The organism is Stenotrophomonas sp. LARHCG68 (assembly GCF_052871705.1).
The window spans coordinates 77,361-90,418 of record NZ_JBIXJV010000007.1 but is presented as its reverse complement, the minus strand read 5'-3'; the positions used below and the strand labels follow the sequence as shown (position 1 = coordinate 90,418).

At 69.1% G+C, this 13,058-nt stretch carries 13 protein-coding genes; 2 read left to right on the top strand and 11 right to left on the bottom strand.

The annotated features are described in order from the left end of the window. Positions 1 to 5: 5 nt before the first annotated feature. From ACIPR8_RS17980 to ACIPR8_RS17940, 9 genes are all read right to left on the bottom strand, one after another. On the bottom strand, positions 6 to 1,016 hold the full coding sequence (locus ACIPR8_RS17980; RefSeq protein WP_446541902.1) for a symmetrical bis(5'-nucleosyl)-tetraphosphatase: 1,011 nt from the start codon (positions 1,014 to 1,016) through the stop codon (positions 6 to 8). Then, the gene (gene apaG, locus ACIPR8_RS17975; protein WP_132864950.1) at positions 1,016 to 1,399 is read right to left on the bottom strand and encodes a Co2+/Mg2+ efflux protein ApaG; all 384 of its coding nucleotides are present in this window, start codon (positions 1,397 to 1,399) and stop codon (positions 1,016 to 1,018) included. The genes ACIPR8_RS17980 and apaG overlap by 1 nt, the downstream gene beginning before the upstream one ends. 49 nt (positions 1,400 to 1,448) lie before the next feature. Further along, on the bottom strand, positions 1,449 to 2,261 hold the full coding sequence (gene rsmA / locus ACIPR8_RS17970) for a 16S rRNA (adenine(1518)-N(6)/adenine(1519)-N(6))-dimethyltransferase RsmA (protein WP_446541901.1): 813 nt from the start codon (positions 2,259 to 2,261) through the stop codon (positions 1,449 to 1,451). Then, on the bottom strand, positions 2,258 to 3,238 hold the full coding sequence (gene pdxA, locus ACIPR8_RS17965; protein WP_446541900.1) for a 4-hydroxythreonine-4-phosphate dehydrogenase PdxA: 981 nt from the start codon (positions 3,236 to 3,238) through the stop codon (positions 2,258 to 2,260). Before pdxA ends, rsmA begins: the two co-directional genes overlap by 4 nt. A gap of 3 nt (positions 3,239 to 3,241) precedes the next feature. Next, positions 3,242 to 4,591 (bottom strand): peptidylprolyl isomerase, encoded by a 1,350-nt coding sequence (locus ACIPR8_RS17960; protein ID WP_192286652.1) that lies wholly within the window; start codon positions 4,589 to 4,591, stop codon positions 3,242 to 3,244. Further along, complete coding sequence (gene lptD, locus ACIPR8_RS17955) at positions 4,588 to 6,960, bottom strand: LPS-assembly protein LptD (protein WP_446541899.1); 2,373 nt, start codon at positions 6,958 to 6,960, stop codon at positions 4,588 to 4,590. Before lptD ends, ACIPR8_RS17960 begins: the two co-directional genes overlap by 4 nt. 97 nt (positions 6,961 to 7,057) lie before the next feature. Further along, complete coding sequence (locus ACIPR8_RS17950; protein WP_132864945.1) at positions 7,058 to 7,981, bottom strand: histone deacetylase family protein; 924 nt, start codon at positions 7,979 to 7,981, stop codon at positions 7,058 to 7,060. Between the two features lie 62 nt (positions 7,982 to 8,043). Then, positions 8,044 to 8,598: a cob(I)yrinic acid a,c-diamide adenosyltransferase gene (locus tag ACIPR8_RS17945; protein WP_446541898.1), complete on the bottom strand. Its 555-nt coding sequence runs from the start codon at positions 8,596 to 8,598 to the stop codon at positions 8,044 to 8,046. A gap of 13 nt (positions 8,599 to 8,611) precedes the next feature. Further along, positions 8,612 to 9,193 carry a hypothetical protein gene (locus ACIPR8_RS17940; protein WP_132864943.1) on the bottom strand — a complete coding sequence of 194 codons (582 nt, stop codon included), beginning with the start codon at positions 9,191 to 9,193 and terminating at the stop codon, positions 8,612 to 8,614. A gap of 115 nt (positions 9,194 to 9,308) precedes the next feature. On the opposite strand from ACIPR8_RS17940, the gene ubiH reads away from it, so the two are divergent. Together ubiH and ACIPR8_RS17930 are read left to right on the top strand one after the other, a co-directional pair. Continuing rightward, the gene (gene ubiH / locus ACIPR8_RS17935; protein ID WP_446541897.1) at positions 9,309 to 10,520 is read left to right on the top strand and encodes a 2-octaprenyl-6-methoxyphenyl hydroxylase; all 1,212 of its coding nucleotides are present in this window, start codon (positions 9,309 to 9,311) and stop codon (positions 10,518 to 10,520) included. Next, positions 10,517 to 11,695, top strand: coding sequence for a UbiH/UbiF family hydroxylase (locus ACIPR8_RS17930; RefSeq protein ID WP_446541896.1), 1,179 nt, complete (start codon positions 10,517 to 10,519; stop codon positions 11,693 to 11,695). The genes ubiH and ACIPR8_RS17930 overlap by 4 nt, the downstream gene beginning before the upstream one ends. Positions 11,696 to 11,805: 110 nt before the next feature. On the opposite strand, the gene ACIPR8_RS17925 is transcribed toward ACIPR8_RS17930, so the two are convergent. Both ACIPR8_RS17925 and ACIPR8_RS17920 read right to left on the bottom strand, forming a co-directional pair. Then, positions 11,806 to 12,210: an EF-hand domain-containing protein gene (locus ACIPR8_RS17925; protein WP_446541895.1), complete on the bottom strand. Its 405-nt coding sequence runs from the start codon at positions 12,208 to 12,210 to the stop codon at positions 11,806 to 11,808. Positions 12,211 to 12,316: 106 nt separating this feature from the next. Continuing rightward, positions 12,317 to 13,039: a hypothetical protein gene (locus ACIPR8_RS17920; protein WP_192286645.1), complete on the bottom strand. Its 723-nt coding sequence runs from the start codon at positions 13,037 to 13,039 to the stop codon at positions 12,317 to 12,319. Positions 13,040 to 13,058 lie beyond the last annotated feature (19 nt).

The following is a 13,058-nucleotide window of genomic DNA, read 5'->3' as shown; positions in this document are numbered from 1 at the left end:
GCGGATCATTCACCCGGCCCGACGGTGGGCGGAGCGCCGTGGGTGCCGGCATTGTTGCCACCGCCATTACCCGCACCCGGTCGCCGACGGCGCGGGCGACGGCGCGGTTCGCCGCGCGCGGGCTGCTCGCCGCGGGGCTCGGCCGGGCGCTCCGGCTTGGGTTTGCGCGGCGGATGCGCACCGGGGACCGGCGCGGGCACGTCACGGCCCGGCACCTGCACCACGCGCAGGTCCTCGCTGTCCAGCTGCAGCGCGGTGAGCTTGCCGCCCCAGACCGCACCGGTGTCGATGGCGTGCACGCCCTGGGTGATGGTCAGGCCCAGCGCCGACCAGTGGCCGCAGACCATCTTCAGCTCGCGCTCCACGCGGCCGGGTACTTCGAACCAGGGGTACATGCCCTGCGGTTGGGTGCCGGGCGTGCCCTTGTCCTCCATGCCGATGCGGCCACTGGGGGTGCAGTAGCGCATGCGGGTGAAGATGTTGATGATCGCGCGCGAGCGGTCATAGCCGCTCAGCCCCGGCGACCAGGCCGGCTTGTCGCCGTACATGTTGCGGAACAGCTTGCGGTAGCCGTTGCCGTGCAGTTGCTGCTCGACCTCGCGGGCATGCTTCTCGGCCAGGGCGACGGTCCACTTCGGCGCCAGCCCGGCATGGAACATCATCCAGCCCAGTTCGCGGTCGGCGTGCACCAGCTTCTGCAGGCGCAGCCAGTCGAGCAGGGTGTCGCGGTCCTCGGCCAGCACGATGCGCTGCAGGTCCGGGTTGACCTTGCGCTGCTCCTCTTCGCTGCGGGCGCCGATGGCCAGCAGCGACAGGTCATGGTTGCCCAGCACCACCACGCTCTGCTCGCGCAGCGAATGCACCAGGCGCAGGGTCTCCAGCGATTGCCCGCCACGGTTGACCAGGTCGCCGCAGAACCAGAGCCGGTCTGCGGCGGGGTCGAAGTTGATCTTCTCCAGCAGCGACTGGGTGACGTCGTAACAGCCCTGCAGGTCGCCGATTGCCCAGGTCGCCATCAGTGCAGCGTCCTGGGAATGGACAGCACGAACGGTGCGATCGGCGCGGCGAACTCGGTGCCGTCGTCGGCGAGCATGTCGTAGTGGCCCTGCATGGTGCCGTACTCGGTGCCGATCATGACGCCGGAGGTATAGCTGAACTCCTCGCCCGGGCGCAGCCGTGGCTGTTCGCCGACCACGCCGTCGCCGTCGACGTGCTCGACCCGGCCCTCGCCGTCGGTGATGCGCCAATGGCGGCTGATCAGCCGCGCGGGGACGCTGCCGCGGTTCTGGATGCGGATCGTGTAGGCGAACGCGAAGCGCCCGTCTTCAGGGGCCGACTGGTCGTCGATGAAACGAGGGGAAACCTCGATCTCGATCGCGTAGTGGCGGGATTCTTCCATGGGGGGAGTGTAAGCAAAAGCAGGTGATCGGTTTGCGCAGATGTCGCACTCAGGCGTGCGGTACGTTCGCCAGTCGGATGAAATCGGCCACTTCCAGCTGTTCGGCGCGGGCGTCGCTGCGGACCCCGGCGGCGGCGAAGCCGGCTTCGTCGATGACGCCGTTGAGGGCGTTGCGCAGCGTCTTGCGGCGTTGCCCGAAGGCGGCCTTGACCACTTCGGCGAAGCGTCCGGGGTCATCGATGCCGATTGTGGCGGGGTCGCGCGGCACTAGCCGGGCCACGGCAGAGTCCACCTTCGGCGGTGGCCGGAACGCGCCTGGCGGCACCACGAACAGCGACGTCACCTCGCACCAGGCCTGCAGCATCACGCTCAGGCGGCCATAGACCTTGCTGCCCGGGCCGGCGGCCATGCGGTCGACCACTTCCTTCTGCAGCATGAAGGTCATGTCCGAGATCGCCGCGGCGTGCTCCAGTGCATGGAACAGGATCGGCGAGGAAATGTTGTAGGGCAGGTTGCCGACCAGGCGGATCTTTCCGCCAGCGGCCAGCGCGGTGAAATCGACCTGCAGCACGTCGCGGTGGACGATGGTCAGTTCACCCAGGGGGGCGGCGGCCTCGGTCAACGGCGCGATCAGGTCGCGGTCGAACTCGATGACGGTCAGCTTCGGGTGGCGGCGCAGCAGCGGGAAGGTGATGGCACCCTGGCCCGGGCCGATCTCGACCAGGCGGTCGCCGTCCTTCGGGTTGACCGCCATCACGATCTTTTCGACGTAATGCGTGTCGGCCAGGAAGTGCTGGCCCAGCTGCTTCTTCGCCGGCGCGGTGAAACCTGCGCCGGTGCGCGGGGAATGGGAGGAATTCATGCGGTGATTTTACGTTGTGCGGCCAGCCTGGCGCACAGTTCCGTGGCGGCGAACAGGCTGGAGGGGTCGGCGATGCCCTTGCCGGCCAGGTCCAGCGCGGTGCCGTGGTCCACCGCCACGCGCGGGTAGGGCAGGCCGAGGGTGATGTTGGTGGCCTGTTCGAAGCCGCTGTACTTGAGCACCGGCAAGCCCTGGTCGTGGTACATGGCCAGCACGGCGTCGAAGCCGGCCAGCTTGGCCGGCAGGAAGGCGGTATCGGCCGGCAGCGGGCCGATCAGGGCGATGCCCTCGGCGCGCAGCTGGTCCAGCAGCGGGATCATCACGTCCAGCTCCTCGCGGCCCAGATGGCCATCCTCGCCGGCGTGTGGGTTCAGCCCGAGCACCGCGATGCGGGGCTCGGTCAGGCCGAAGTCACGGCGCAGCGCGCGATGGGTGGTGAGGATGACCTTGCGCAGGCCGTCTGCGGTGATCGCGTCGGCGACCTCGCGCAGTGGCAGGTGGGTGGTGGCCAGCGCGACGCGGACGATGTCGTTGGCCAGCATCATCACCACCTCGACCCCGGCCTGCTGGGCCAGCAACTCGGTGGTGCCGCTGTAGGCGATGCCGCCGTCGTTGATGACGGCCTTGTGCACCGGGCCGGTCACCACGCCATCAAGCGTGCCGTCCAGGCAGGCTTGCCCGGCCCCGTGCAAGGCATCGATCACCGCGCGCGCGTTGCGTGGGTCGGCGTGTCCAAAGCGGCTGGGGACGGCATTGGCGACCGGGCGCAGGCGCAGGTCACCGGGCTGTTGGGCCCGGGCGTGTTCGGGCAGCAGTTGCAGCGGCAGCTGCAGCGCGGCAGCGGCGTCGCGCAGGGTTTGCGGGTCCGCAAACGCCAACAGCCGGCAATCACTGCGCGGCTGTTGGGCAAGACGGATACACAGTTCCGGGCCGATCCCGGAGGGCTCGCCCGGGACCAGAGCGAGCTGGGGAATCATGGCTTACGGCTTGGCCGGTTCGGCGGCCGGCTCGGCGGTGCCTTCGGCGCGGTCGCCGCTGCGGAAGCTGACGTAGGCATCGCCACGCAGTTCCTGCAGGAAGCGGTTGTACTCATCGTCGAGCTTGCGGCGACCGATCTGGTCACGGATCTGCGCGCGCTTGTTGTCGTCGGTGACATCGGTCTGGCGCGTACCCACGCGCTGCACGATGTGCCAGCCGGCATCGGTGCGGAACGGTGCGGTCACGCCACCATCGCTGACGCCTTCGATCTGCTTGCCGAAGTCCGGGCCAAAGGCATCGGCCGGGAACCAGCCCAGGTCACCGCCCTGGCCACGGCTGTTGGCATCGTCGGAGGACTCCTTGGCCACGGCCTGGAAGTCGGCGCCGCCGGCGATGCGGGCGCGCAGGGTGTCGATCCTGGCCTTGGCTGCCGCCTCGTCCACCTGGTCGGTGATGCGCACCAGGATGTGGCGGGCGTGGAACTCGGTGACCTGCGCGGCGGAGCCGCCGCCGGCCCCGGCTTCACGCACTTCCACCAGCTTGAGCAACTGGAAGCCGCTGGGGCCGCGGATCGGGCCGAGCACGTCGCCGGCCTTCATGTTCTTGATCTGGTTGGAGAATGCGCTGGGGATTTCATCCAGGCTGCGCCAGCCCAGGTCGCCGCTTTCCAGCGCGTTGGGGCTGTCGGAGTAGCGCACTGCCGCCGCGGCGAAGTCCAGCTCGCCCTTGTCCAGCAGGTTCTTGATGCCGTCCACCTTGCTCTGGCCGGTGGCGATCTGCTCGGCGTTGGCGCCTTCGGGCAGGGCGACCAGGATGTGCGCCAGGTGGTACTGCGCGCCGCCGGCGTTCTGCTGTGCCAGGGCCGCGTCCACTTCGCCTTCGCTGACGCTGATGCGGCTCTGCGCGAAGCTCTGGCGCAGGCGCTGGGTGATGATTTCCTCGCGCACCGAGTTGCGGAAGTCGGTGAAGCCGATGCCGTCCTGGGCCAGGCGCTGGCGCAGGCCGTCCACGGTGGTGCCGTTCTGCTGGGCGATGCTGCCGATGGCGTGGTTGAGCTCCTCGTCACCGACGCGGATGCCGCTGCCCTCGGCACGGGCGACCTGCAGCTTGACCAGCACCAGCCGCTCCAGCACCTGACGCTCCAGCACCGCTTCGGGCGGCAGCTGGGCTTCGCGGCCGGCGTACTGGCCCTTGATGTTGTTGACCGCCCGCTGCAGCTCACTCTGCAGGATCACGTCCTCATCAACGATGGCGGCGATGCGATCCAGCGGCTGCTGCTGGGCAACGGCCGGGGCGGACACGCCGGAAAGCGCCAGCACGCTGGCGAGGACTGCAGAAAGGGTCTTGGTCATGGAATCTGGTTCGGATCGTAGTCGTCATCGTTCGCCTCGATGTTGCTCGGCGGAACGAGGTACAGGTCGTCTCGGTTGTAGCCGAGAATAGCACGGCGCAAGGTGCGGTCTGTGTCCTGCCCGACCGAGCTCAGGCCCTTGAGCACGAACTCGATCTGGAAGGAGTTGTCCAGGTCGCCGTCGCGGTTGCGGACGTAGCGACGGGCCAGGGCGCGGACCGTCAGGCAGCAGCTGTCCCACTGCACGCCGCCGATGATTTCCAGCGGCTTGTTGTCCAGCAGGGAGTAGTAATAGCGGCCGACCACGCTCCAGGTGGGGTTGATCGGGTACAGGAAGGACAGGTCGGCCTGTTCGAGCTGGTCGGTACCGTTGTTCGGGTTGCGGCGGTAGCGGTAGCTCAGGTTGACCACGCCGTCGCCCGGCATCAGGTAGCGGGCGCGGATGCTGGCCAGGTCTTCCTTGCCGTATTTCGGGTTCCACTGGTAGGTGCTGCCCAGCGTCCAGCGGTCGGTGAGCGCCCAGTTGACGTCGGCCACCCACGCCGAGTTGCCCTGCTCGACCGGCGCCTCGCCACTGTTCAGGGTGACGCGGGAGTCGTCGAAGTAGGTGATCTGGCCAATGCTCGCCGACAGCTTCTCGCGGCCATCCTCCTGGCGGATCAGGCGCGTGGTCAGGGCGGTGGTCAGCTGGTTGGCGTCGTTCTGTCGGTCGGCGCCGGTGTAGCGGCTGTCGCGGAACAGCTGGCCCCAGCTGAAGGTGAATGCACGGGTATCGAACAACGGCAGGTTGCTCTGCTCGCGGTACGGGGTGTTCAGGTAGAAGATCCGCGGCTCCAGCGTGTTCAGGTAGGACTTGCCCCCGAGCGAGGTCTCGCGGTCGAAGAACAGGCCGGCGTCCACGGTGGTGATCGGCAGGCTGCGGGTCGGGGTGCGGTCCGCGCCGTTGGCGACCATCCCGCGGTCCAGCTGGTAGGCGGTGTAGCGCCAGGCCAGGGTCGGGGTGATGTACCAGGAGGCACCGGCCAGCGGCATCGACACGTAGGGCTTGATGTCCAGGCGGGAGCCGCCGTACATCGGCCTTACGACACCGGTGCGTTCGTACTCGCCATCGGCGTTCTGGGTCTTGAGGTGGACGTCGTCGTGGGTGAAGCGCACCGCCTCGGCGTAGACGCCAGCTTCGAACCAGCGGCCGAAACTCTCGTCCCAGGTGCCGAAGAAGCGCGGCTCACGGTTGTAGGCCAAGGAGCTCTCGGTCAGGGTGTAGTCGGTCAGCTGCCAGTGGTCGGCCATCACCCCGGCGGTCCAGCTGCGGCCGGAGCCGTATAGGCCGATGGTGCTCTGCAGGTTGGACGAGGTGATGCCGAGCAGGCGGTTGGAGAAGTCCTCCACGTAGCGCTCGTCGCTGACCCAGCCCAGGTTGGCACGGGCCTGCCAGTGGCTGTCGATGTTGTGGTACCCGCTGTACTGGATGCGCCCGCGGTCCTTGTCGCGCAGCGAGTCGTTGGGCAGGTAGGCCGTCTCCAGCTGGCCCTTGCCGCCGCTGTACAGGTAACGGAACTCGTTCTCCAGCATCAGACCGCGCTTGCTCATGTAGCGCGGGCTCAGCGTGTCGTCGTAGTTCGGTGCCAGGTTGAAGTAGATCGGCTGCTCGTAGTCGAAGCCATTGCGGCCGGACATGCTCAGCTTGGGATACAGCAGGCCGGTCTGGCGGCGGTCGTCGATCGGGAACTTGAACCACGGCGCGTACAGCACCGGCACCTTGCCGATGCGCAGCACGGCATTGCGGGCGGTGCCGAAGCCTTCCTCGTTGTCCACTTCGATCTGCGGGGCCACCAGCTTCCACACCGGCTGCGAGGGGTCGCAGGTGGTGTAGGTGGAATGGTGCATCTGGCCGACCGAGCCCTGCAGGTCGATCGACTCGGCACCACCGTTGCCGCGCCGCGAGACCAGCTGGTACTGGATGTTGCTGATCTTGTGGGTGTCGGTTTCCTGGTTGCCTTCGGCCCGCTCGGCGACCATGCGGATCGAGGAGTCCGAATAGCGGACGTTGCCCTCGGCGATGTAGTTACCGCTTTCGGTGTCCAGGCGCAGGCTGTCGGTGCCCATGAACTGGTCGCCGCGCTTGAGCACCACGTTGCCCTGGTATTCGGGGATCACGGTGGTGCCGGTCAGCTCGTTGCCTTCGATGTCAGTCGGCAACTGCTCGCGGTTGGCCGCGCTTTTCGGGTCGGCCTGGGGGGCCTCCTCGAAGGCGGGCAGGGACTCGGTGGCCGGGCACAGCCCCCAGTTCACGGGCTTGTCATCGGCCATCGCGGGCAGACAGATGGCGATACCCAGGGGCAGGGGAAGCAGGCGGAAGGCTCGGCGCACGCGGTTCGGATTCTGGGGGAAAACGGCCGCTAGCTTGCCGCATCGCCTGCATGGGGGCAATGAAGGGCACCCGGCGGAGCCGGGTCGGGTTCATCCATCAGGCCGATGGCAGCAGGGCCTGGACATGGGCGACGCTGCATTCGCGCAGGGCCTGCAGGTCGTAGCCGCCCTCCAGCATCGATACCACCCGTCCGCTGCCGTGGCGCTCGGCCAGGGTGACCAGCTCACGGGTCAGCCAGCCGAAATCCTCGGTCTCGACCATAAGGTCGGCCTGCGGGTCGCGCATGTGGGCGTCGAAGCCGGCGGAAATGAACAACAGCTGGGGCTGGAACGCTTCGATCTGCGGCAGCATGTCGTCGGCCCAGGTGTTGCGGAAGCGGAAGCCGCCGCTGCCCGGCGGCAGCAGGATGTTGCACACGTTGCCCACGCCGCGCTCGCGCATGCTGCCGGAGAACGGGAACAGGCCCGACTGGTGGGTGCTGTAGTAGGCCACCTTGGGGTCGGCCTCGAAGATGGCCTGGGTGCCGTTGCCGTGGTGGACGTCGAAATCGACGATGGCGATGCGTTCCAGGCCGTACTTGTCGCGGGCATAGGCCGCGGCCACGGCGATGTTGTTGAACAGGCAGAAGCCCATCGCGGTATCGGCGGTGGCATGGTGGCCGGGCGGGCGCACCGCGCAGAACACGTGGCGGCGGTCGTCCTCCAGCATCACCGCGTCCACGGCGGCGACCCCGGCGCCGGCGGCGTGCAGGGCGGCGCTGGCCGAGCCGGGCGAGGTGAAGGTGTCCAGGTCGATGCGGCGCAGCGGGGCGACCTGGGCGCGCAGCATGTCGTCGATCAGTTCGCGGCTGTGCACCCGTGCCAGCTCGCCGAGCTTGGCCGCCGGTGCCTGCCGCCATTCCAGCTGGTCCGGGAATTCGGCGCGCAGCGCCGAGATCACCGCGTGCAGGCGCTCCGGGGACTCCGGATGGTCGATGCCGGGGTCGTGTTCAAGGCAGGCGGGGTGGGTGAATACCAGCATGGCCGCACTCTGGACCGTCGGCGCCGCGCGTTGCGCGGCGTCCTGGGAGGGGGAAGGAGGGATCAGCCGCGCCGGCGTTCGTGGTTCCAGAGCACTTCACCATGGCCGTCGGCGCGGGCCAGCACCCGGGCCAGCACGAACAGCAGGTCGGACAGGCGGTTCAGGTAACGCACCGCCTCGCCACGGATGTCTTCCTGGCGGGCCAGCGCCACCGTCTCGCGCTCGGCGCGGCGCACGATGGTGCGCGCCAGGTGGCAGCGGGCAGCCGCTTCGCCGCCGGCCGGCAGGATGAAGTCCTTCAGCGCCGGCAGGTCGTCGTTGTAGCGGTCCAGATGCTGCTCCAGCGCGTCGATGTCGGCGGCGTGGATGGCGGCGTGGCCGGGGATGCACAGCTCCCCGCCCAGGTCGAACAGCTGGTGCTGGATGGTGGTCAGCAGTGCCCGCACGTCGTCGGGCAGGGAGACCGCCAGCAGCACGCCGATGGCCGAGTTGGCCTCGTCGACGGTGCCGTAGGCGTTGACCCGCAGCGAATCCTTGCCGGTGCGACTGCCATCGCCAAGGCCGGTGCTGCCATCGTCACCGGTGCGGGTATAGATCCTGGAGAGACGGTTGCCCATGCCGACGCCGCCCTCAGTGGGCGACGCGGCCGGTGGCCGGCTGCTTGGCAACGGCTTCCACGACGACGTGGACCAGGGCGGCGGCGCCGGTGTACAGGGCGGCGGTGCGCAGGTAGGGCAGCAGCCAGTCGGCGTAGTTCTTGGCCCAGCCGGCGACGGTCGGGTCGGCGACCGAGGCGCTGATCCAGTAGAAGCTGCCCTGCGCGATCAGGTGGCACAGCGCGACCGAGCCGACCAGGCTGGCCACCAGCAGGCCCAGCGACTGCCAGCTGGCAGCCTTGTGGAAGCGGCGCAACAGCATGCCGCCGGCCCACATCGCGAAGTAGGCCGGCACCAGCATCCAGTAGGCGGCCGAGACGCAGTAGTGCTGCCAGAAGCTCATGCCCTGGTTGCTGATCACCGCCCAGTCGACCACCACCGCCAGTGCCATCAGCAGCGGGAAGGCCCAGCGGGTCCAGTCGCGCAGGTAGAAGCCGCCGATGAAGAACACCGCCCAGGAGGCGTCGGGGATCGGCGCGAAATGGTTGATGCGGGTGCCGGCCATCAGCAGCACGAGCAGGGACAGGATGAAGGCACGTTGGACGTTGGCGGTCATGGATGGTCGGTTCCCGTTAATCAGGAGGCCATTCTAGCCGGACTGGGGGTGAACCGGCGTCCGGCCGCGGACGGGCCGGGGTCGAAGCGGGCGGGCGAGCCCGTATCATGGCGGGATGAGCAAGAACCATGACGTAGTGATTGTGGGTGGTGGCCTGGTCGGGGCCAGCCTGGCCATTGCGCTGGACCGGCTGGGGCTGGACGTGGGCCTGGTCGAAGCCACGCCGGGTGGGGCGTTGCCGGCGGTGTTCGACCAGCGCAACCTCAGTTTCGCCGCGGCCACGGTCAACGCGTTGACCGCGCTGGGCGTGATGCAGCGGCTGGGCAACCCGGGCGGGCCGATCCGCCGCATCCATGTCAGCCGCGCCGGGGATTTCGGCCGGGTGGTGATGCGCGCGGAGGATTACGGCCGCGAGGCGTTCGGCCAGGTGGTGGTGGCGCGTGATTTTGGCGATGCACTGGAAGCCCGGCTGGGCGAGCTGCAGCAGCTGACCCGCTATCGCCCGGCCAGGTTCGTCGGGCTGGGCGCCGGCAGCGATGGCTACCGGGAGGTGGTCATCGCCGAGGCGGACGGCGAACGTCGCCTGCGGGCCCGGCTGGTGGTCGGGGCCGACGGTACCCGCAGCGCGGTGCGTGACGCACTGGGCATCGAGGTGACCGAGCACGACTACGCGCAGACCCTGTTCGTGGCCCGCGTCCGCGCGGCCAAGGCGCCGGATGGCAGTGCCTACGAACGCTTCACCGATACCGGCCCGACCGCCCTGCTGCCGCGCGGGGACCGCCACTACGGCGTGGTCCATGGCGTGGCCCGCGACCAGGCCGATGCGGTGCTGGCCCTGGATGAGCGCGCCTGGCTGGCGCGCCTGCAGGACGCGGTGGGTTGGCGCGCCGGGCGGCTGCTGGAGAGCGGGCCGCGCAGTGCGTACCCGTTGATCCAGGTGCTGGCCAGGAAGCTGGTAGGCGAACGCGCGCTGCTGCTCGGCAATTCCGCGCAGACCATCCATCCGCTGGGCGCGCAGGGCTTCAACCTGGGCCTGCGCGATGCGCTGACCCTGGCCGAACTGATTGCCGATGGCGCAATGGACCCGGGCGCTGATGCACTGCTGCAGGCCTATGTGCAGCGCCGCGGCCCGGACCGCGAGCAGACCCTGGCCTTCTCCGACGGCCTGGCCCGCTTGACCAGCAATGCCTCGCCGCTGATGCGGCCGTTGCGCAGTCTGGGCCTGGTGGCCGCCGCGCAGGCCGCGCCGCTGCAATCGTTCCTGGTGGGCGGTGCGATGGGATTCCGTGGGCAGGTGCCCGAGTTGTGCAGGAGTGAAGCGCGATGAGCCGTCGCGGGCAATGGGATGCAGTGGTGGTCGGCGGTGGCGTGGTGGGCGGTGCCTGTGCGCTGGCATTGGCGAAGGAAGGCCTGCAGGTGGCGCTGGTGGAAGGTCGCGAGCCGCCGCCGTGGTCGGCGCAGCGGCCGGACCTGCGCGTGTTCGCCTTCGCCGCCGACAACGCGGCGCTGCTGGATGCGCTGGGGGTCTGGTCGCAGGTTGAGCGTGGGCATGTCTGCGCCTACCGGCGCATGCGCGTGTGGGACGCGGGCGGCGGCGGTGACCTGACCTTCGATGCGGACACGCTGGGCCGGCGCGAGCTGGGCTGGATCGTCGAGAACGGCCTGCTGGTCGACCGCCTGTGGGCGGCGTTGCCGGCCGCCGGCGTGCAGGTGTACTGCCCGGCCAAGGTGGTGGAAATGGAACAGGACGCCGGCAGCGTGCGCCTGCGCCTGGACGATGGCCGCCGCATCGAGGCGGCCATTGCCATTGCCGCCGACGGGGCCGAATCCACCCTGCGCACGCTGGCCGGGCTGGACGTGAGCCGGCACGACTACGGCCAGCGCGGCGTGGTGGGCTACATCGACAGCGAGCGACCGAACGAAGCAACGGCCTGGCAGCGTTTCCTTGATACCGGCCCGCTCGCGGTGCTGCCCTACGACAAGTACCGCAGCTCGATCGTATGGACCTTGCCCGATGCCGAGGCAGAACGGGTGCTGGCGCTGGAGGATGCGGCGTTCGAGCGGGAGTTGACCAACGCCTTCGCCGGCCGGCTGGGGCAGATGAAGGTGGCCTCACCGCGCGCCGCGTTCCCGTTGCGCCGGCAGTTGGCCAAGGGCTATGTCGCCGGGCGCGTGCTGACGTTGGGTGATGCCGCGCACGTGGTGCACCCGCTGGCCGGGCAGGGCGTGAACCTGGGCCTGCGCGACGTGGCCGGCCTGCGTGAGCTGGTGCGTGATGCCCGGCAACGTCGCCAGGAGTGGAGTACGCCGCACCGCCTGCAACGCTGGGTGCGCACGCGGCGCAGCGAGAACACCGTGGCCGCCTACAGCTTCGATGCGATCAACAAGGTGTTCTCCAACGACGAGATGCACCTGACGTTGGCCCGTGGTGCCCTGCTGGGCATGGCCGGCAGGATGCCGCCGTTGTTGTCACTGTTCTGGAAGCGCGCCTCGGGCCTGTAGGCGCGGCCTCGGCCGCGAAGCCGATAGACAACAGGCAGTGCGCAGGGATTTCCTCTCGGCCGCGAACCCCGGGGACGGTCCGATGGCCCGCCTCACGCTCAGGGGCGCGGCTACGGCTTCAGCCAGCCGGCGAGCTGCTCGCGTGACAGCTTGCCGCGACGGGCCGTGTCCAGCGCATTGAACTCATCGGCCAGCGCCGGGTTGGCCTGTGCTTCGGCGCGGCTGATGAAGCCATCGGCATCGAGGTCCAGCGCGGTGAAATCAATGCGGTAGTTGCCGGCCACGGTGTCCGGCTGGATCGAGCGGATCGTCACCGGGGCCTGGCCGGGTTCGGTACGCACCTGCACGGCATGGGTGACGCGGCCACTGGACAGCGGCTGTTCGCGCACGTTGACCGGCACCTCGGTCAGCGGCGTGCTGACGGCCGGGGCAGGGCGCTGCTGGGCAAACGCGGCGAAGGTGCCAGCGCCCAGCAACAGCGACAGGGCAAGGCGGGCGGGAAACGGGCAGGTCATCAAACGGCTCACGTGATCCAGGGGAGGCAGCCGGCACGCGCGGGACGCGCGCCGCCGCGGTGATGGTAGCCCGCAGGTGCGGGCCGGTGAACCCGATGCCGGCCGCTCAGCCCGGAATGAAGGGGAACACCAGCTTCAGCAGCCCGCGCAGGCCGCCCTCGACGGTGGAGCTGACCGCCTTTGCGCCGAGGCTGTTGAGTGCGCGGCGTGCGTCGTCCCAGCGCAGCTGCTTGACGTCCTTCTTCAGCAGATCGGCGACCTCTTCGGAGGCCGGCGCCAGCTTCTTCAATGCCGCCAGCGTGGCCTGGGGATCGGGCTGCAGGTAGTTCCAGCGCTCGGCGATCTGCACCAGCGTGTCGAAACGCACCGCCACCACCTCACGGTTGCGCTCGTAGACCGGGATCGCGCCGACGTCGAGGATCGCCTGCTCGAACTGCTGCGCGTCATCCGGGTGCTCGATGCGGATGGCCAGGAAGCCTTCCTTGCGGCTGCGTTCGCTGACGTGCTTGGCGCCCGAGCGCAGGTTGGCTTCGGTCAGCACGCCGGCGACGATGCGCTGCAGCGCGGCCTCGCCCTCCTCGGGCACCAGCGCCCGCCAGCGGGCGTAGCCGTCGCGGCGCAGTCCCTTGACCTTGGCCGGGGTGACCCGCAGGCGCAGCGCCACCGCGGCATTGGATTCGCTGCGGTCGATGCTGCCGTCGCGTTCGAGCAGCACGAAGATCAACAGTTCCAGGTCACGCTTGGTCAGCGACTGGAAGCCCTGCAGCAGCGTCAGCCGCAGGAACTCATTGCCGAACGCCGCCGGATCCTTCAGTTCGATTGCTTGCATCGTGGTCCTCCCGGAAGGA